Raw genomic sequence first — 20530 nt, forward strand, 5'->3', positions numbered from 1 at the left:
CGTCACTGCTTTTTTTTGGAAATATTTTAAGTTTGATTATCAATTATGTTGACAGTGATTTTAGCGTGGAGGCTTCCCAATCGGTGAGTAATTGCATAATTTGCATCGAATCTTCCATGGTGGCACAGGGGTGAGCGAGGGCGTTATTTCCCGCTTCCAAGGCTTCTCGAATACGCTTAACTTGATAGAGAAAAGCATTACCGTCAGCCGTGATATCAATGACTTTTTCTGCTTGTTCGTATTGGCTAATACTCAATTGATTGTCTTTAGCTTCAGGCAGCCAAGGGTTTGATTTAAGCTGGATACTGCCTTTTGTGCCTAATACGGTAAACGCGGCGTGTAGCCCATAGTCTTCGGCGGTGTGTAATTGGCATATCACTTCATTATTTAAACGGATCGTGGCGCTGCTTTCACAAATATTGCCATCTTGACCCTGCCGGCCGAGTGCGGTGACGGTATAGTCGTCAAAAATACGTTTGCCAAAGGTTTGTTTGAGAATAAGCTGCATTAATGATGCGGGATAACAACCTAAATTATACAGCGCGCCTCGGCTTTGAGGGTTTACAAATTCAGCAATGGCGGCGCAATATTGGCCTGATATGGATTTGATTTGGCCAATATGACCTTCATTAATCACTTGGCTGATGTGTGTTGCAAAAGGATGGCAAAGGTACATTAACCCTTCAGCAAAAAAGACATTATGTTGCTTGATGGCTTCTATGGCCGCTTGCGTTTTTTCCATATCAACAGACAGCGACTTTTCACACAAAATGGCTTTACCCGCCTGAGCGGCTTTAATAATAAATTCATGATGTAAGTGATTAGGTAGGGCGATGTAGATAATATCGACAGAATTGTCTGAGATTAACGCATCAAAATCTTGATAGGTATTAGGGATGTGATATTGGTTTGCAAAAGCACGTAAGTTGTCCTCATTTCGACCTGCGACACTGTGCAGCTGAGTATGGCCTTCTTCTAAAATAGCTTGTGCCATCACGCCTGAAATAAAGCTGGTACCCAGAATTCCCCACTTTAGTTTTGTTGTCATGACTTAAACCTCTTTAAGCAATTTATTGAGTTCAAATACCTGTACTAAATCAGTCAGGCCCATTTCGATAAAGGCTTGAGTGTGTTTGGCGTTAAAATGTTGCTGAAAAGCGGCTTCATTGTCGTATTGCTCCCAAAGGATAAAACGATAGGGATCGCTTTTATCTTGAAACACCGTCGCCATAGAGCAGCCGGGTTCATTTTTCATTGCGGCACAAAAAGTATGGATGGCGTTAATGGCGGTGTGTAGATTTTTATCGGCTTTAACCCGCAGCTCAGCAGTGATAAAGAGTGCTTGTTCTAACATCATGTGCTCAATTTTATTAATATCGACAATATCAAATGACTTTAATACACTTATATTGGTTGATAAATAGCAGTTTTGTTTGGGCTTTATCAAGTATAGGTTGTTAATATGATCCCGATCATCTTCAGATGGCTTGAAGATATGTCGTCAGATGGGCAGTCAGAGGTGTAAATGGATAAATTGAAAAGTATGCAGGCCTTAGTGAAGGTCGTGGAGCAGGGGAGTTTTGCAAAAGCGGCGGCGCGTTTATCGATCACTTCAACCATGGTCGGTAAACATGTTAAAGCGTTAGAGTTAGGCTTAGGCGTCAAGTTGTTAAACCGGACGACCCGAAAGCAATCGCTGACGGAAGCGGGGGAGCGGTATTACTTTGAATGTCGGCGATTATTAGCAGAAATAGCTGAAACTGAAAATAGTCTACAGCAATTTAATAATGAACCTAAAGGCATCATCCGAATTAATTCCCCTGTGACTTTTGGTCATAAGGTACTCACTCCCATCGTCGCGGCATTTCTTCAAGCTTATCCTAATATTAACATCGAGCTTATTTTGGATAATGGCTTTATTGATCCTCTGCATGATCCGTTTGATTTAATTATTCGGATTGGTGATTTGGTCGATTCGTCTTTAATTGGCCGAACATTGGGGGATTATGAAATGATATTTTGCGCATCGCCAAGTTACCTTTCGCAAGCGGGATCGCCTGATTCATTAAACGCTTTATTATCTCATGCGTGTTTAGGATTTCATTATGGTGATGTGAAAGTCGATCAGGCGTTACGTCATGAGACCTTAGCGTTTGATCCGTCTCATACTCGGTTAACGTCTAACAGCGGAGAAGCGTTAAAGGTGGCGGCCTTAGCGGGAGCGGGGATCATTTTACAGCCCCGACTATTATTAAGCGAGTGTATCGAAAAAGGCGTATTGATTGAAGTATTACCGCATTCAGCGCCCAAACCTTTAGCGATTAATTTGTTATATAAAAGCCCAACGCAGCCGCTTAAAACACGCACTTTTATTACCTTTATTGTAGACGCATTAAGCTGAGTATCTATCCTTGAGTGCATTTTTCAATAAGGGCCAGATTGCGGCTGACAATGAAAACATCTTCAGTGCGAGTGATGTTTGCATCAGTGGCTTTTATCGCTATAAAGCCTTGATCTTTTATCCAATAATCAGGTGAATAAGCTAATGCTTGGCCTGAATGGATCAAGGAGGCTGAGATGTTAGCATCATTACTGATCATTTTTTGTCGTCGGGGATAAGTGGCCTCATTCCAACCATCACAGCTTGTTTTATCTGTTTTTCCACAATAGGGAGATTGTTCCGGCACAACAAAAGGATGTGAGAGAATATCAGCGATTAAATAGCCGGAGTTGTCCTGCAATCCCGTGACATTTTTTTTTGAGATTTTCTTTTTGATTAAAGGATGCGAATGTGAGGCTGTAAGATGCATTTTAAGCGACCCTATGGATTGACAATATAAATTAGCAGGTACTTTATCTCGTATCTCCTCGGTGATTAAAGCCAAATCGGCGAGACCATTCACTATGTTATGGAGTGCTTGGACTTCATAAACGTGAGCAAATTTGATTGAAGCTTGCGGCACATCATGTCTGATGGCCGCGTTTATCACGCTGGCCCAGCGACGCAGTAAAATGGCAGGGCCCACCACATGATAGGCAATATCAACTTGCTGATGAGCAATGTCTACTTTGGTTTGTTTGACCGCAGTCGTGATCTGAGCGGCGTTGTTTTGTAATGTTCGGCCAGCCATATTGAGGCGGATATGTTTACCGACACGATCAAATAAGGGGGTATTAAAATTATGCTCGAGTCTTTTTAATGCTTTAGAGAGCATGCTGGGGTTGCAGTCTAAGATTTCTGCCGCTTTTTGCAAGTTTTCTGTGGCTGCAATGACCAGGAATTTATCAAGATCGTCTGTATTCATGTCTAATATGGAATCGATTAATGCAAAATTAGGTTTGTTATGGCATTTAGTTTAATAGAGTATGCGCGATTAGTTAACTGTTGGTTCATCATTTATGCTTCAATATTTACGATCCGCTGTGTTTTTTAAGAGAGGGGTCTCTACCGCTTCATTCTTGGGGATGATATTACTCGATTTATCATCTGTATCGGCCTCAACGATAGAGGTTGAAAAGCACCAAGCGGTGGGAACACACGGCATGGTGTTGATGAAAATTAATCATCAATTATATGCATCACATTTATCGTTAGCGCATTCTATGCATGCTCAGCAAATACTGTTTCGCTTATCGGTACATTCGGCCGATAAACAGGCCATTGATCGCTTGATGGCGGATAATGCATTAGTAACGTTAATGCCTGAGCGATTTGATTTGCACAGATTAATGAATCAAAGCCTGACATCCTTTAACAGTGATCTTTTTGCGGGTCATTTTGAGCGGGGTGGAACCAAAGTGCTGAGCCGTGTGAGCATCACTATTGATGAGCTAGTGTTAAATCAACCAATGCTCAGCTCGCGATTGTCGGCCAGCAACGGGGTGTATTATCAAATAGGGCTAAACGCAGGTGATGTGTTGTTTGTCCATAAAATAGCGGATAACTCCAGTTTTGATCACATCTTTCTGGGCAAAACCACTTCGAGTACGGCGACAGATAAAGCGGTTGCTCTTACTAATAGGAAAGCTCATACCACAAGCTCACAGCCATTAAATCAAATCACTCAAGTTGATTTTAACCGGCAGCATCCAGTCAATGAAAGGGACGTGCAAACCCAACTCAGCGCACAAGGGATCACTTATTTACGCTCCTTGTATTTAGAAACTCAAGATTTCACTGATTGAGTATGACTTTTTCGGTCGCATAAACTTAGCAAACGCTATGCTTTTGTGGCGATTGCGGTTGGGATTATGGTTAAAAAGAGTTAAGAGTGCTCCTCAATGACGCTGGGTCATTGAGGAGCACAAGTGACAGTAACATACCATGCTTGTCATTTTGATCAATTAGTCTTGATTGTTAATCATTGCTTGCCATTCTTGTACTGCTTCCGCTACGCCATTTTTGGCTTTGATGTAGAGGTTTAATAAACGAATTTCTCGGCACTGGTATTGATCTTCTGTGATCGCAGGCACTTCAATTAATTTTATGTGGCGGTTCTCTCTGGCGCAACGATCGAAGTATTCGCTAAATTCACCTACCGTTGTGCAGCGTTTCCCTTCTCCGCCAAACGCCTTTACTAAGCTTATGACATCGAATTTTTTATCTGAGCAATGATAAATATCGGCATCGCTGTTTTTACCTAAATGAAAGATGTCATTACGCATATAGATAATAATGACATTTAAATCATCTCTTAAAAAATGAATTAAATCATTTAGCTGAAAGTTAAAGCCTCCATCACCAGTGATCACCACCGCCACATCATTACTTTGCTGCTCGACTAATTTTCGACAAGCCGATCTTGCATAGGGCAGGCTGGCGCCCATTGCCGCATACCAAGGATTAGTGAGCCAGCTGCGCCCTAAGCTCGACATTCGAGTGCGTAAACTATAAGAGGCAAAGTAGGAGTTGCCTATTTCAGGAAAGTACACATAGGCCTGATCATTTTGTTGTTGTAATTGATTTAACACTGATGTCAGGTTATGAAAGTCAATCCGTTCATCTGCGCTGTATATTGCTTGTTTGAGAGCTGGCGCTTCAAAATGAAACGGAGCAATACTTGTTTCCAATAAGTATTCAAAGGTGCTGATAATATCTTGCTCTAATTGATCCGTGCCTTTTAATACTGTTTTATTTTTAAAATCAAATAATAAGTGAGTACCGGTTGCAAAGGCAATATTGGTATCTAACTGATTGATGCTGGTGGCTACTTCTAACACATAATCGACTTCTTGTTCGATATAACTGTGTATATTAGTGGCACTAAATACACCGTTATAGGCGCCCAAACTCAATGGGTGATATTCATCTAATATGCCTTTGGCTAACCAACTGGTGACATAAGGGATGTGATATTTTTCACAAAAGGACTGGATTAATGACAGTAATTTTGGATTCAATTTGGCTTTCATTCCCAGAAATAACACCGGCTTTTTAGCGGCGCTGAGCTTTGTCTTAATTTTCTCGGCAATATTTTTAGCCCCGATTAACATAAAGTTGTCTTGGGGTAATTGACCTAAAGACTGGGGTAATTGAATTGTTTGTGTTTTTTGCTTAATTAAATCTCGCGGTTTTCAATAAAGACCGGTTGCTTATTTAAATATGCATGGGCGATGAGCCTGAAAAACTGCTCTGCTGCCATATTAGGTTGAGCTGCACTTCGCTGTCCTTGTAATCGCTCAGCCCTTATGCCTAATGCTTTAAAGCAGCCTAAGGCGGCATCGTACTCTGTTTGCCAAGTGGAACAGGAATTGACCGTATGATGCAGCGCCACATGATTGATTTCATTTTCTCCGGGCGCGCCAGAGAGAAAAATAACTGGTAAATTTTCAGCCACCGCTAGTGCCGCAGCAGAAGTGCAGGGTAAACTGCCTACAGTATAAGTCGATAAACACACGCCGATATTCTCTACTTCAGCTTGCCCACAAGCGGTAAATGCGGCATGCATTTCATTGCTGGAGGGGCATACATCGAAGTGTGTTTCTAATGCAGCAATTAAATTTGCAGCATAATCACCGCCGACGCCATAAATTCGCTGGTTATTAAAAAAGGCTAATATCTCAACCATTGCCTGACCTAAGGTCGGCAAGCTATTGGCATAATCTTCACCAAAATTTTCAATATAAAAATCCATGTTCATTATTATTATAATCCTACATTTTAATTATTAGGCGATAGACATACCTGGGATCTGATGCCAATAACCATTACATTCGTTGCTTCTGTCTAACGGGTAATGTACAGGTTTGATGAGCTGTTGCTGAAAGCGTGCCATTTGTTGAAATGCATCGGTTGAATCGGCGCTTATTCTGACCAAATCAACGCCAGCGACTTGCATGTCGTGCACGTCATTAATGAGGTTATACTGATAGCCAGAAAGAGTCTGAATACCGTTGAGCATAAACACGCGCTCTCCTTCACGGCTATTCATTTTTATCCCTTGTGGGTAATTAATACAGACATAGCGGCAATCGTCTTTTGAACGGTTTTCGGCGCGGGCAGTAAAGCAACGGGCAGAATAGGCCAGTGGTAAGTAACCCCAAGCAAATACCTCACACTCAAATTGATTGCGAATGCCTGCCTGTTCAGCTTCTTGCAGTAATTTTTTTAGCCAATCACCAGACAATTCAACGGGCATAACCCAACGGATCATGCCTTGTTTCATGAGGACCTTAAGGCTTGATAAGTTATAACAATTAATGCTCGGTCCTGCGACAAAGGGCAGTTTTAAAGCATGCATAATATTCACTGCGCTAAGATCATTCGCTTCAATTAAAAAATCGCCATTATCACACAGTTTTTTCATGCTATTGATTTCAGCGGGCGCTTCTAGCAATGTCATGGTTGAGATGACCACCTGCTTATTGCTTTGGGCGAGTTCTTTAGCAACATTGAGCCAATCTTTAATACCTAACTCACGCCTTTTAGAACAGACGGTTTCACCTAAGTAAATGACATCGGCGCTGCTATGACGTGCTTGGTGATAATAAGCTTCAACATCAGCTTTAGGCCAAAAAAATAAACTGGGACCAAGAGAGAACTTCATGTTATTGCATTCCTAATGTGTATTATCCCCGTGATACTTGAAGATGCAGGATTCAGCTGGAATTAAAAGCCTTTTAGACAAGGCTTTGAACAGAGCGCCTAATCTTGCTTCTTATTGCCATTTTCTGTGGTAAGCACCTAAGGTGGTTTGGCTGCCTTCAGATAAATTAGCTAAGGTCTCCATCCAGCGGGGTTCTGCTTGATATTGTTCGGGGGCTGCTTGATATCGATCCAGTGCCGCTCGCCAAGTGTGGGTGACTTGTTCAACATAGGCGGGACTGCGCTGTCTGCCTTCAATTTTAACGGATGCGATGCCCATTTTACTGAGCTGTGGGATCAGTTCTAGGGTATTTAAGCTGGTGGGCTCTTCAAGGGCATGATAGATATTATCGTTTACTTCAAAGCGACCTTTACACAAGGTGGGGTATCCCGCATTTTCATTGGGTTGATAACGATCAATAAGCACGTTATTTAATCGGCTTTCTAACCCTTGTTCTGTTTCTTGCCAGCGTACATATTTGGCTGGCGAGCAAGCTCCAGCCGTATTGGGTGATTCGCCCGTCATATAAGAGGACAAGTAACAGCGGCCTTCAGACATAATGCATAAGCTACCAAAAGCGAACACTTCTAAAGGCACTGGCGTATGGGAGGTGAGTTGTTTCACTTGTTGAATCGATAATACTCTTGGGAGTACGACTCGAGCGACATTAAAATTATTATGGAAAAAACGAATGGCTTCTAAATTAGTGGTTGAGGCTTGTACTGATACATGACGCTCTACATCGGGGTAACGGCTAGCGGCATAATCGAGTACGCCTAAGTCGGCAATAATAAGCGCATCACAACCTATCGCGACAGCATCATCAACGGCGCGACGCCAACGACCTTCATCACCAGGATGAGCAAAAGTATTAATAGCAACATGGAGTTTTTTACCATGTTGATGCACATAATCTGCACCTTTGGCCAGTTTAGCATCGTTAAAATTTAAGCCTGCAAAATGCCGCGCGTTGGTATCATTTTTCATACCAATATACACAGCATCAGCGCCATTATCGATTGCTGTTTTTAATGCAGGCAGATTACCTGCGGGGCATAATAATTCCATTCATCTGCACATCAATTATTCATTTTATGAGCATTCTAATCAGTTCTATACTATTGAGAATTGACCTAGAACAATGAAAATCGAGAAAGTATAAAATGGGTTTATCAGCAGAGGCTGTTGAAATGCGTTGTTGAAAAAATCAGCTTGCCTGTTTGTATCTTATCCAAATTGATATTGTTTGATCTATGCCAATAATCACGTTTTGAACAGTGGTAAACTGATCTTTCTTATCGCGATCAAGAGAGCGGATTTGTGTTGAATTTACTACCTTCTATGCCTATGAGTATGCGTATTAACCTGTTTACTTATGCTCCCAAAGTATTGCGGCCCAGCTTGAGGTTTATTCCTCATCAATGCCAACAATATGCGTTACTTTCAGCCTTGCACAGTGTGTTTAAAGACGCTATCAAAGAAGGTGAACTGGATTTCTTACAGGATAAATGGCTAAAAATAACCATTACCGATTTAGATTTATCTTGGTTACTCAGCATCAAAGATAATAAATTTATCATGGCACCAAGACAGTCAAGCCTAAGTGGAACGACTAATATTAGTGAAACGGTGAGTTTTAGTGCCGCTGGGGATGATTTATTATTGATAGCAGGGCGCAAAGAAGATCCCGACACCTTGTTCTTTCAACGCAGACTTAAAATTGAAGGAGATACAGAACTTGGCTTAGAAGTTAAAAATGTCATCGATGCCATTGATTTAGATAATCTCCCGAGTATATTGCATTCATGGGTAAACTTTCTTGCTGCGCAGTTACAACAAGTGAAACAAGCGCAAAATGAGCGAAGTAGAGATTAATTTGAGGCGAGGAAGTTTGTTGACTCATTGGCCTCTCATTGTTATCTATTGCCTGCCGCTTAGATTTGAGTTTGCCTTAATATAGCGACCTACATTCTTTTTATCCAAGAGTCACAAAATAATCAGGCCACCCAAGAGTCATTTACTGGGCGTAGATACTCTCTAATTCATCAATGAGTCGCTATATTATTTGCTCGCTCTCATTGGGTAAGGGGCAGATTTTATTTTCCGTATTCGTATTTAACTGAAAATTCCCCTCTTGCGTGGCTTTTTCAGGATGATTGCTTTCATCAAAATATTGAGAAACGAAAGTTCCACCCATTTTATGTGTAAAGGTCAAGAGTACCCGTAACTTTAAGCCATTATAATATTTAGGATAATCAAGCGTAAACCATAAAGTCGCTTCCATAGGTGCTGTTTTCGTATAATAGTAATCACCACCGACATTTTCGTGGGATGCTTTGCCTGCTTTAGCGCCTTCAAAAGGCAGTGCACAAAAAGTGGTTGCTGTACTAAACACATTATATAAATGACTATGTAAAGTAGGACGGCCATATAATGTTTGCCCATGATTAATGGTGATCTCACCCGTTAAAATCTGGCCTGCTAATGTATCGGGTGTATCATTTTGATATTCTTCCTCATGCTGCAACCCATAACTAATCACTAAAATGAGAAAGATAATGCTGACAATGAAGATGGCAATACGCGACATGATTTTCCTATTTTAGTTAACATATTCTCAATAACATAAGAATATGGAGACTCATGACCTATTTAGAGTGTAATCGTTAATATCATCACTTGCTGGTATATTGTATGTTGTTTAGTAAAGATAATGCCTGCCATCATTTAGTTTTGGTCATGATGGCAGATCGCTTTTGGCTGCTCATTGTTGGTGAATAGTCATGGGGTGCTGGGTTATTCTTGCAGCTAATTGCACTTAACCGACTAGGGTACTTTGTAATAGACGGCCCGCCTCATGGTTTTATCAATCGCTGTCAGTACAACTACCATGAAAGAGCTTGAGCGCGTTTTAGTAAGATAAGTGGCCAGGTTGAACTCAGCCAGTAAAAATAAGCACGTTACTTTTATCACCAAGGTCTGTTATGACCTTGGCTAGTTTTCCTTGGCTTAATAAAAGTCCAAACAAGCTTGTTTAAAAGGAAGCGTCAATATAGGTCTTGATTATTTTGTTTCTTATTATTTAATTAACGTGTTAGTTGAATATAGAACATAAAAATGGTTATAACAAAAAGCCCCCCTAGGCTTATTTGAGGTCTATTGCTTCATGAGTAATAATGTGAATAATTAAACGTGAAAAAAGACTCGTTTTGGCGACCGGTCATATAGGAAGCCTAAACCTAAATTCATATAATAAGTGTACCACTAATGTTAATGATAACCCCATATTATAAGTTGATAATTTTAGTTTTACAATTCATTGAAATAGATTCTTTATTATTTTGATGGATTAATGTTTATCACTGTTCGTGGTTGGATATAGAGTAAATATATTAAATATTAAGATACACATTAGTACCCTAATATATTGAATAAATCCTTTGTTTACTTTATTATTTCAATATTCATTTTCAGTAAGTTGACATTCCTTCTCGTTAATATGAAAATATGATAGGTATATTCAATGTGTAATAAATTAACCATTAATAATGCTCACTTAGTAATTAGAAATAATCTCACTAAAATAACAGGCCTATTTTTATTGAGTAGCAGTTTTTCAATTATTGCTAATGAATTGATTGCCGATGGTAAAATACACCGAATAAATGCCACAGGCCAAGCCATTGAATATAGCATTCCTGCTAATATTGGTAAGTATCAGTATTTAGAAATCACCACTAAAGGCGGAGATGGTGGAAAATCTTACTCATGTTTCTTCACCTGTAAGACCGTAGGAGGAGGAACTGGCGCCACTCTAACAGCAATTTATCCTGTCGATACCCATAATACCAATACTCTGACACAAGGAGACCGCATACGTTTTATCATCGGCCAAAAAGGGGAAGATGATAATAATAAATACGGTTATGGCGGTGGTGGTGGGGGCGGTGGCACGGGAGTTCTTCTTTCTAATCACAACTCATGGGATTTAATGCTGGTTGCTGGTGCAGGCGGAGGAGCTTTCACCAGTGATTTTGCTGGACAAACAGGAAAATCTGGTGAGGCTGCTTCTATGAATGGCACCAGTGGAAAAGGTGGAGGCGGACATGGTGGCAGTGATGGAAATGGAGGACAAAGTTATCAAAATTGGTCCAATGTTGCTGGTGGTGGCGGCGGAGCCTATAGTGATGGAGCGGATCATGATAAAGAAGGTGAGCAAGATTATGCAACCAGTGACAAGGTAAGAGGTAAATTGGGTTATCCAAATGGCGATAGAGGCGGTGATCATGGCTCTAAAGGAGGCTGGGGCTTTGGTGGCGGTGGTGCTTCACGCAGCAATCTAACCGGGGCTGGTGGAGGCGGGGGCTATAGTGGAGGGGGTGGTGGCGAAGATTACTTTGGCGGCGGCGGTGGCGGCAGCTGGCCGACAGTCGTAACCAATCAAGCAGACATAAAAGTAAGCATACAGGTCATTTATCGCGCTAATGCTAACAGCGGCGGTAGCGTTGCTACAACTAGTCCTGAGCATGGCTTCATTGAATATCGTTTTGTGGACTTTTTTGCGGGTGTCAATCTCAATCGGACTCATAACAACGAAGCCGTCATTCATGTCCCCAAACCTAAATTTCTCAACGGAACGGATGTTGTTCATAATAAGATTGATCGCCAAAAAGAATTTTTAGTTGAAACTGAACAAGATACTCATATTGATACCAAGCCATTACCCAATTCCATACCGCCTGGTTCATCTCTCAGCATCGAGAACAGCGTCACATTAACAAACGGTCAAGTCATCAAGTCCGCTCCTTATTACATCGGCGTGCCTATGCCTTTTTATATGAGTGTTGAAAACAGTGGTCAGCATTTTTTCACCATTGATACGAATACCTATAGTGATATAGGTACACAGAAGGGAGCGTTAGAAGATGTTGCTGAGCTTGGACTGTTTTATTTAGTGCCTGAGCGCAGTATGGCTGACAGTTATTGCATTAAAGATGGTGATTATGTGTCTGTGCAAATGCAGCACAATGGCCAGCTGTGGCATTGGTATACAGGCGAGTATAGCTATGTTAATAACTATTATAAAATCATCGCCGTTAACTCAACTAAGCCTTATGCACGAGATGCACACTTTCAACTCACTAACCTCACGAACCCTGAAGGCTGTACTATCAGTGGCGATAAAATTCAGCTAAAAAACCATGCCAATGGTTTTATAACGGTCAATCAATATGGACAACTGAAAACCAGCAAAGCTCGCACGGATCCCCACCCTGATGATTACGGTGCTCAAATCACATTACACAGTGTGCCTACAACAACGCAAGAAACAGACGCTCTCAATCCATTTGAATTAGATATTGCCTGGGCTGGATATGGTACTAGCTCAAACTCAATCGAATTAAAAGTCACAGCCGAAAATAAAACTGTCACTTTTACTCCACATCATCTTAAAGATGACATTTATTATTTAAGACTGTCTAATGCACTTGCTTTTGAGCAATGTAATAGTGAGTCAACCGGAATGCAAATTCATGAAATTGTCAATCTCGTGAGAAATGAAAACCAACCCAATCATTTACAATGGGACTTCTCTCAAGCCAGAGTACGCTACACTGAATATCCATCACTGAGAAATCAATGGTCAACTTTTGATGATGCTTACTTCCAATTAGAGGGAAATGATATATCCAGCTTTCATGCATGGTTTATTAATCAAGATGACGCAATGCACGGCTTTTATGCAGAAAAAGACATGAATGATAATTGGGAACGATACTGCCCCACTGATTAACCTTATATTTTAATATTACTCTAGCAATAGAAATACCTTAGTCGTTACATGCTAAGGTATTTTTTAGATAAAGTGATTAATAATGGCTGGCTTTAATTTTCTCTTATATCTATTTAACGGGGGCTTTCATAAGTTCCATCTTTTCGAGATTGTAAACGAGTTTTCAATTTTTCTTTGAGTTCGCTTTGTTTGTTATTTTTCTTTATTAAAGGAATCGACGAACTCAATGCTTGCGAACCGTTTTCTTTCAATTTATTCTGACTGACTCCACTACTTTTTTTGTATGGACTTTCATAGGTTCCGTCATGTCTAGATAGCAAGCGTGCCTTAATTTTTTCTTTTAAGTTATTCTGACTTTCAATACTTGATTTCACACCGAGCTTGGGACTATCTACACTGTAAAGTTTTAGTTCATTACTTAATTTTTCAATAAGAAAATCAGATATTATCTCTAATGTTTTCTCTGGCTTACAAAAAAACCACTCAGAAAATCTACCTGTTGATCTGTGCTTTTTTCGTGTGAATTTTTGAGATATTCTATTATGCAACTCAGCCTCAACGTACCTAAGCTCTTCGTCATCAATTTCATACGCTTTAAACAACTCATAATCAGGATTTTCTGTTTGTGATATGCGTTTGTGAGGCATTTGAGTTGTCATCCCAACTTTCGACATGTTCTCTTTATTTCTATCCCATGCAATATAAATGCAACCCAAATTATCAACCTTAAATATGAAAACTTACAACGAAATGCTAACCTTTTTATAGTGCACATGCTCGATTACTTTATCTTATAAACGCCAGACCAGTACTCTTTATCAAAAAAAACGAATCACTAATATACTGTATTTTATATGATTTACTAGCTAATCGAATTACTATACTCTGCTCTCTTAAACGAGCAGTTATAGAATGTATCATCAAGAATTACCTTTGTATATAAAACACGTAACTTTTGAAAGAAGCCATTGATCCAGCTCACAATTATCATAAACAGCTTCCACTCAACAAATTCAACTCGAAACACCACTCTGCTTTGTGCTGTTTATTTTTCTTGTTCTTTTTTCTTTTTAACCTTGTGTAGATGCAACGGTGACCGTTGATGGCAGGGATGCCATCGTCGAGCTTACAGGGACGTACTTGCAGTGTGTCACAGAGGTATCTACACATAAGCCTGCGGCAGGCAATAAGTACAATTAACCTCATGGTCAACGACCAACTCACTTAACAAAAAATTAGCCACTAGCTACACAGAAAATGTGATCAATTTTCATTTAAAAGTTTACCTATGCGGATGGGAATCCACGACCTTTTATTAAGCGAAGCTTAATATATTTAAAGCCTGCGGCAGGCAATTAACCCCAATAGGGTCAAAAGTTGAAAGGGGCTAGCCATTGTTAAGTGGAACTTGACGATCTCTCCAGTGTGGATGGGAATCCACGACCTTAGCCCGCTGCAGTAATTTAAATTAATAACGTCAAAAATTAAAATTTACTCGCTTATTCGAAGAAGCCCAGTGCTTTTGCTTGTAAAACTCCGTGTAGATACTCTTTCGAGCTTCTAAAACAGGGATGTTTTAGCAGAGTCCACAGGGAAGTGCTTGCGACGTCTCGATAAAGTATTTACACAGAAGCCTGCGGCAGGCAATGAGTCGTATTAAAATAGAAAATACCAACACACTTTCGGATCACACTTAAACCACCTTATTAAGCGTAGCTTAATCATCACCCAGCCCGCAGCCAGCGATATAGAATCCTATTTCCCATCCCATGCCGACTTCGTCGCTGCATCGAAAAAGCGCTGCCTGTTCTCTGGCGTGTCTTCAGGCTCTGACTCGCCAAATATCGCGCGGATCCAATGGCCGTCAGTTGGGTTAGGCATTAAGATGAATTTACTGCCGAACAAGGTTTTATCCTCTTCCATTAAGCGGGTGCGTTCATCTACATCTTGGCTATAATATTTACGCTGAAAATCATTTAAGTTATCACCCAGTTGAGCGATCACATTATAGAATTGCATGATTTTATGCTGCGCGGGTTCTTTGTTAGAAATATCCGTTTGAATGATGAGATGTTTTTTATCAACAAAAGGAAAGCCTAAGTGGGTTAAATTGCCTACGGCATAGTCATAGGTGTTTTCGCCTTGATCCCGATTACTGACATAAAACACTTCGACCCCTTTGGATTGACAGTATTTGACAAAGTCTAATGCACCCGGCGTGGCGGTATAGTGGTTTTTAGGCACCCATGCATCCCATATCGCATCATCAAAGAAGGCTTTATTGTGCTCGATCATATAGCCCCAATAGTTGCTGGCATTGAGCAGGGTATCATCCAAGTCGGAGATCACCGCCAGCGGTTTATCACCCATCTTATGCTTAGCTAACGCTAAATCGACTTGCATTTTGGCCATATTAAAGGCTTGGTAATAAAGGGCTTTATATTCGGCGGCGGTTTGTTTCCAGGCCACGGCTGAAATGAGTAAATTATCGTTATTGCTGCTGGTCATCGTCTGAGTCTCAATATGAGTATCGACATGAGTCTTTGCGTGTTGAGCGGGAGTGGCCATGGCTGAAGAGGTGATAACAGCGCCGCATAATAGCGCCGAGTAAAGCCGAGATTTTTTCATTTGATTGTTCAATCTGAGATGATGTTTCGGTTATCCTGTCGTGTTTGATTCAAAACATCAATTAATGATAACTTCTTACGCTTACTTCATGACATTTTCGGTTAAATGTATGAATGGCTGTAACAAAAAAGAGAGTAAATTAATATTGGAATGTTGCTCGTTATTAGACGTGATGCTCCCATCAAAGCAGCCTCTTGTAGGTACATGTCGGAGACTGATAGCAAGCTCAAAGACCCATGGCAATATCGCTTGCGGTGGATAAGAAGGCTGAAGCGCTAGGCTTCATCCCACTCGGAAAAATATTGCACCAGAAAATCAATGGCCAGTCGTACCCGTAACGGCATAAAGCGTTTATTCTGATACACAATCCAGCTGCTGGTACCTTGTCCCCAAAAGGGTTCGAGAACGGGGATGAGTTCACCACGGTCTAAGACTGTTTTAAACGTGCTTTTTGGCATGTAAGCAATGCCAAGCCCTTTTTTACATGCGTCTAAAACCACATTGGCGTTATTACTGCGCCATCGTCCCTTTACTTTCACGACTTCTTTATTGCCCTCAATATTGAATTCCCAAGCATCGTTGTTGGAAACAATACAACTGTGATTTTTTAAATGGTTAGGGTGTTTTGGCGTACCATTTTTTTGTAAATATTTTTTGCTGGCGACGGCCATAATGGGGCGGCTGACGAGTTTGCGAGCGATCAAATTAGAATCATTTAACTCACCATAGCGGATCGCAAAATCGATCCCGTCTTCCAGCAAGTTAACCATACGACTATTGAGGTCCAAATCGATGGTGAGCTCGGGGTACTCAGAGACAAACGCCATTAATGCCGGTGCTAGATAATGCTCGGCAAATCCACCAGCGGCACTGACTCTCAATACCCCACTAAGATGAACCTGCTGAAGATTAACTTGCTCATTGGCTTGTTGAAGGCCGATAACGAGATTTTTAGCTTGCTGATAATAGGCGGTGCCATTTTCGGTGAGGGTCACTAAGCGAGTCGAGCGGGCCAATAGCGTGCAGCCCAAACGCTCCTCTAAGCGAGCAATCTGGCGACTCACATGGCTGGTGCTGCAGCCAAGTTGCCTCGCGGCTGCCGAGAAGCCATGGGTTTCTGCCACTGCGACAAATTCAATTATCCCATCAAAACTGTCCATACGGCTTCCTATTGTTGCTATATAGCAATACTGTTTAGTCAATTTAGTATATTAACATCAAACCAGCAATAGCTTAAAGTAGTCACACGATTTACAAATACCCCCCAATTAAACGAAATGACGAGGCACCACCATGAAAAAAGTACTTATCCCAGTGACTAACCACGCCACTCTAGGCGAAACCGATCAAGCGAACGGTACCTTTTCTCCAGAGCTAACCCATGTTGTCCACGTATTAAAAACGGCGGGGATTGATTACGAAGTCGCTTCCATTAAAGGGGGGAAAGCCCCTATTTATGGCACCGACATAGAAGGGGATGACGTGAACACCAGCGTACTGGCTGATGAAGATTTCCAGAACCGTATTAACAACACCATCCCTGTTTCTCAGGTCAATATTGCGGACTATGATGCCGTGTTTTATCCTGGTGGATTTGGGTTGCTATCTGATCTCGCCACCAACGAAGACTTTGCTAAATTAAGTGCCCAGCACTTTGAGAACGGTGGTATATTGGCCGCGGTATGTCACGGTCCCGCAGGTTTGCTTCCTATCACATTAAGCAATGGTGAATCTTTGCTTGCCACAAAATCGGTGACGGGTTTCACCCGTGAAGAAGAAATCGATTACGGCACCATTAATGATATCCCATTCCTAATGGAAGAAGCGTTAACCCGTAAAGCCGCTCGCTTTAATAAGGTACAACCTTGGGGCGCATTTATTATTGAAGATGGCCGAGTGATCACCGGGCAAAATCCAGGCAGTGCACACGCAGTGGGTGAAGCTATGGTGAAGTTGCTGGGCTAACCTTCAACATTCCGAGGCTCTGGGTGAATACATGCAGAGCGTCTATTTCAGTGCAAGGTCGTTCTGTCACCCTTTATGAGCGCACCTTTCTATTTGAAGACTATAACGTACTCAGAAGTCACAATGCATTTTTGGCTGAACTCGCGCTCATTCTGCCTAAAAATGTATAAACCCTTATATTTAAAGGGTTACAGATCCTTAAAGGGTGATGTGTAAGTCGTTATATTATAAGGTGTTTTTATAGTTCCAATAATCTTAGGTGTCTTAATGATTTATCAATCGTTGCCAGTACAGCTACCAGAACTTGAGCATTCTTTTTCAAGATAAGAGGCCTTGGTAATATGGTTGAACTTAGTGAGTAACCATTTTACCAAGGCCTGTTATAACCTTGGCTAGTTTTCTTTGGCTTAATAAAAGTCCAAACAAGCTTGATTAAAGGGAAGCGTCAATATAGGTTTTGATTATTCTTCTATAACTCGCCTGAAGGCTGACAGTATATGGAATCCGTTTTGTTATGCCTTACTGGCTGCAATGTACCTTCCCTGAGAATGATACTTGGCTTTCCCTAAGAGTTCGAAAATTCCACCTACAGTTGTAAAATTACAACTACCTTCACCTGCACATTTGGGCATATTTTCATTAAACCACTTTCTTGTCAGCTCATTGGTTTTCAATAGCCTTTGATAAGCAAACTCAAATTCTGACAAAGTGATACCTTTGCAATAATGATTCTGTTTAGGGGAATGAGAGGGTATTTTGTATATAAGCGCTCGCTCCCCCCGTCTTACGCCCATTGATTTTATAGTGAATGGCGCCTTTGCTTTTGGCTTAGGTATCTCTACACCTTGATTATCTGCAGCCAATATTTCAATTTCATTCTCTAGCATAAAGTTACCAATATTCTTTGGATAGAGTAGGGCATAACCTTTGTATAGTGAGCATGCTCGATTTTCACAGGACTTACTTAATAAGTAACCATACTATCAATAATCCTTCTTAGTAGAATACCCCCCATTTATACTAAATATACTAAACCTAGCTAAAACCAACATTTAGCTCACAGTTTTGTAAGTACTCAAAAACCCGAAGCTGTCTCGGCTTTTTGAGTGCTTACTGCGAATGTAGGGCTGATATTGAATAGACTCAATATACCCGCTGAAAATTGGCTAAAAATCATCACAGAGTTTGGTTAATTGTTTCATGGCCCAGTTGGTAGGCTAACATCGTGGATTCCCATCTACACTGGGCCAAAGGGGAACAGCAGCAATCCCCCTTGGAACCCTGCGCCGCCCCTAACGAAGTTAAACACCTTATTATTTTATTAAAAGTCATCGCTATCGTCTTAGATTCATCATCCCTGATTCAACTAAGACTATCTCGGCATCCCTACCTCATTCACGCGATGACTGATAAAATACTTTCGGCAACTTTGATGGGGACTGAAAGAAAAATCAAAAGAAGCAGCATAAGCCAGTGTGTTGCTTTGATTTGAGAGTGTTGGCTGTTACTGTTAGTTCAATGGAAGCATTAAGGGTGAAAACAAACTTCTCAGTTCGCCTCTCTCATCATAAATTAATGGCAGTACAACCGCCTTGAGCGTGTTTTAGTAAGATAAGTGGGCAGTATCAATAAGGTTGAATTCAGCCAGTAAAAATAAACACGTTACTTTTATTACAAATTTAACAATGGGTGGCTTAGTTATTGCCTTGTTAGGGCTGATATATGATATTGCCATCATAATCGTATACATCAGCATATGGTATTAACTTGCCGACAAAGTCATTGAAATTATTAGCAAGGATAAATGACTTATTTTCATCGCTCTCAATGAAGATGACCTTAGGCTCTGCATTGTTTGAACCTCTATAGTCGAAAGCAACCCAGGTATGACCATCTCCTTGAAGTGGGATGACCTTTTCAGGCAACCCCCATTCTTTTGCTACATCAAGAAGATAAAGCATGCTGCATTCTCCTTTTGAGTCCCAGATGCCAGCAATAGACGATACGTCCCAAAACCCTTCTCGAAGATAGTAATCTAGATCAATTGGCACATTTCCTTCAATTTTTATTTGATAGGATGGATCTGAATACCCACCGTTCCACTTTCTAAGAAGGTCTAAGTATGATTTCGGAAATATTATTCCTAATTCAGATTCAATGTGGAAACAAGCTTCATTGTCATAAGGAGGGTTATTTGACTCACCCCACTCTATATTTTTCATAGTAGATCTCGAATCTAAGTGGCCCTAACGCCGCCTTAAGCGGTGAGTAATTGTTGGCTACAATGTGAAGCGAAGCGGAACCGAGCTAACTGTCACGCATCCAACTTTAAGGCCTTGTTATACATATTGTTCACAAACCATTTTGCCAACGTTGCGGGTATAAACTTTTAAAAGCTATGTTTATTAGCTCTTCTTTGCTGATGTAACCTTTTTTATATTTAGTGCCATAGTAAACCAAAGCTGAAATAGCACAAAAAAAATATAAACAAACTAAAAGCGTTAATAGGCAAGAACTAAATAGCCCGATTATTACAGTTTGCTCATACTCCCTTATAGGTACATCACTAGCGACACCAAAAAAAGAACTAATAAGCGAAAATAAATAAAACGCTAAGGAGCCTCCTAGTATGCACCCCAAAGCTCCTACTTTTGCCGACTCTGAATAAAAGTGCGGCTTTAGATTTAATTGGCTTTGAATTCCGCGAACCAAAATGTCAGTACTCCTAAATATGTGCAACCTTTGTATACTGCGCATAGCTAATATACTGTATTTCATATAATTTACTTTATTAATGTCCGATATACCAGCCTTAAAAACACGCATGCTCGGTTTCCAAACCTATTATCTACTTTGTAGTAAACGTAAGTGCTTAATATTTGGTTAAATTTAATTTTTAACAAAGTGTAAATGCGCACTATTTTCTCAAATACCTTATGGCTGTCCTTAAGTGCTTAACTAAAAGTTATCGTATATTTTGATGGATAGTTGTCCATGATATTTTTTACACTCTCTTTGAGTGCATCAAAAGTGATAAAGTCATGGCAAGATAACCATT

Annotated in this window: 19 protein-coding genes and 1 pseudogene; 6 read left to right on the top strand and 14 right to left on the bottom strand. The window is 40.7% G+C overall.

Features of this window, described 5'->3' with window-relative positions:
* Window positions 1–43: 43 nt before the first annotated feature.
* Both L2764_RS15615 and L2764_RS15620 read right to left on the bottom strand, forming a co-directional pair.
* Entirely contained in the window at window positions 44–1048 is a 1005-nt protein-coding gene (locus L2764_RS15615; protein WP_248941193.1) for a Gfo/Idh/MocA family protein, read from the bottom strand.
* A gap of 3 nt (window positions 1049–1051) precedes the next feature.
* Window positions 1052–1357 (bottom strand): putative quinol monooxygenase, encoded by a 306-nt coding sequence (locus L2764_RS15620; protein ID WP_248941194.1) that lies wholly within the window; start codon window positions 1355–1357, stop codon window positions 1052–1054.
* A gap of 168 nt (window positions 1358–1525) precedes the next feature.
* On the opposite strand from L2764_RS15620, the gene L2764_RS15625 reads away from it, so the two are divergent.
* Window positions 1526–2401, top strand: coding sequence for a LysR substrate-binding domain-containing protein (locus L2764_RS15625; protein WP_248941195.1), 876 nt, complete (start codon window positions 1526–1528; stop codon window positions 2399–2401).
* A gap of 4 nt (window positions 2402–2405) precedes the next feature.
* Here the strand turns inward: L2764_RS15625 and L2764_RS15630 are convergent, their stop codons facing one another.
* The gene (locus L2764_RS15630; protein WP_248941196.1) at window positions 2406–3305 is read right to left on the bottom strand and encodes a LysR family transcriptional regulator; all 900 of its coding nucleotides are present in this window, start codon (window positions 3303–3305) and stop codon (window positions 2406–2408) included.
* A gap of 118 nt (window positions 3306–3423) precedes the next feature.
* Between L2764_RS15630 and L2764_RS15635 the strand changes: the two genes are divergently transcribed.
* Window positions 3424–4185, top strand: a complete 762-nt coding sequence (locus tag L2764_RS15635) for a hypothetical protein (RefSeq protein WP_248941197.1) — start codon at window positions 3424–3426, stop codon at window positions 4183–4185.
* A 159-nt stretch (window positions 4186–4344) separates the two neighbouring features.
* Here L2764_RS15635 and L2764_RS15640 read toward each other — a convergent pair whose 3' ends face one another.
* From L2764_RS15640 to ubiU, 4 genes are all read right to left on the bottom strand, one after another.
* The gene (locus L2764_RS15640; RefSeq protein ID WP_248941198.1) at window positions 4345–5493 is read right to left on the bottom strand and encodes a thiamine pyrophosphate-dependent enzyme; all 1149 of its coding nucleotides are present in this window, start codon (window positions 5491–5493) and stop codon (window positions 4345–4347) included.
* A 65-nt stretch (window positions 5494–5558) separates the two neighbouring features.
* On the bottom strand, window positions 5559–6140 hold the full coding sequence (locus tag L2764_RS15645; protein WP_248941199.1) for a thiamine pyrophosphate-binding protein: 582 nt from the start codon (window positions 6138–6140) through the stop codon (window positions 5559–5561).
* 27 nt (window positions 6141–6167) lie between these two features.
* The gene (locus L2764_RS15650) at window positions 6168–7046 is read right to left on the bottom strand and encodes a U32 family peptidase (protein ID WP_248941200.1); all 879 of its coding nucleotides are present in this window, start codon (window positions 7044–7046) and stop codon (window positions 6168–6170) included.
* 111 nt (window positions 7047–7157) lie between these two features.
* Entirely contained in the window at window positions 7158–8153 is a 996-nt protein-coding gene (ubiU, locus tag L2764_RS15655; RefSeq protein ID WP_248941201.1) for a ubiquinone anaerobic biosynthesis protein UbiU, read from the bottom strand.
* Window positions 8154–8405: 252 nt separating this feature from the next.
* On the opposite strand from ubiU, the gene ubiT reads away from it, so the two are divergent.
* A complete protein-coding gene (gene ubiT / locus L2764_RS15660; protein WP_248941202.1) occupies window positions 8406–8960 on the top strand; it encodes a ubiquinone anaerobic biosynthesis accessory factor UbiT in 555 nt (184 codons plus the stop codon).
* 181 nt (window positions 8961–9141) lie between these two features.
* Here the strand turns inward: ubiT and L2764_RS15665 are convergent, their stop codons facing one another.
* Complete coding sequence (locus L2764_RS15665) at window positions 9142–9675, bottom strand: hypothetical protein (protein ID WP_248941203.1); 534 nt, start codon at window positions 9673–9675, stop codon at window positions 9142–9144.
* 933 nt (window positions 9676–10608) lie between these two features.
* Here L2764_RS15665 and L2764_RS15670 point away from each other — a divergent pair.
* A complete protein-coding gene (locus L2764_RS15670; RefSeq protein ID WP_248941212.1) occupies window positions 10609–12879 on the top strand; it encodes a hypothetical protein in 2271 nt (756 codons plus the stop codon).
* Window positions 12880–12992: 113 nt separating this feature from the next.
* Here L2764_RS15670 and L2764_RS15675 read toward each other — a convergent pair whose 3' ends face one another.
* The 3 genes from L2764_RS15675 to L2764_RS15685 all read right to left on the bottom strand — a co-directional run bounded on the left by L2764_RS15675 (window position 12993) and on the right by L2764_RS15685 (window position 16667).
* Window positions 12993–13595 carry a GIY-YIG nuclease family protein gene (locus L2764_RS15675; RefSeq protein ID WP_248941204.1) on the bottom strand — a complete coding sequence of 201 codons (603 nt, stop codon included), beginning with the start codon at window positions 13593–13595 and terminating at the stop codon, window positions 12993–12995.
* Between the two features lie 1039 nt (window positions 13596–14634).
* Entirely contained in the window at window positions 14635–15507 is an 873-nt protein-coding gene (locus L2764_RS15680) for a 5'-nucleotidase, lipoprotein e(P4) family (RefSeq protein ID WP_248941205.1), read from the bottom strand.
* A 275-nt stretch (window positions 15508–15782) separates the two neighbouring features.
* Window positions 15783–16667 (bottom strand): LysR family transcriptional regulator, encoded by an 885-nt coding sequence (locus L2764_RS15685; protein WP_248941206.1) that lies wholly within the window; start codon window positions 16665–16667, stop codon window positions 15783–15785.
* A gap of 133 nt (window positions 16668–16800) precedes the next feature.
* Here L2764_RS15685 and L2764_RS15690 point away from each other — a divergent pair, with 133 nt between their 5' ends.
* Complete coding sequence (locus L2764_RS15690) at window positions 16801–17472, top strand: type 1 glutamine amidotransferase domain-containing protein (RefSeq protein WP_248941207.1); 672 nt, start codon at window positions 16801–16803, stop codon at window positions 17470–17472.
* 29 nt (window positions 17473–17501) lie between these two features.
* A pseudogene (locus tag L2764_RS15695) lies at window positions 17502–17630 on the top strand (IS4 family transposase); the annotation flags it as partial.
* Window positions 17631–17984: 354 nt separating this feature from the next.
* On the opposite strand, the gene L2764_RS15700 reads toward L2764_RS15695, so the two are convergent.
* The 3 genes from L2764_RS15700 to L2764_RS15710 form a co-directional block, all read right to left on the bottom strand.
* Complete coding sequence (locus tag L2764_RS15700) at window positions 17985–18359, bottom strand: hypothetical protein (protein ID WP_248941208.1); 375 nt, start codon at window positions 18357–18359, stop codon at window positions 17985–17987.
* 822 nt (window positions 18360–19181) lie between these two features.
* Window positions 19182–19694, bottom strand: coding sequence for an SMI1/KNR4 family protein (locus tag L2764_RS15705; protein ID WP_248941209.1), 513 nt, complete (start codon window positions 19692–19694; stop codon window positions 19182–19184).
* A 130-nt stretch (window positions 19695–19824) separates the two neighbouring features.
* Complete coding sequence (locus L2764_RS15710; RefSeq protein ID WP_248941210.1) at window positions 19825–20298, bottom strand: hypothetical protein; 474 nt, start codon at window positions 20296–20298, stop codon at window positions 19825–19827.
* Between the last annotated feature and the right edge of the window lie 232 nt (window positions 20299–20530).

The organism is Shewanella surugensis, assembly GCF_023284005.1.
In the GTDB taxonomy this organism is placed as follows: domain Bacteria; phylum Pseudomonadota; class Gammaproteobacteria; order Enterobacterales; family Shewanellaceae; genus Shewanella; species Shewanella surugensis.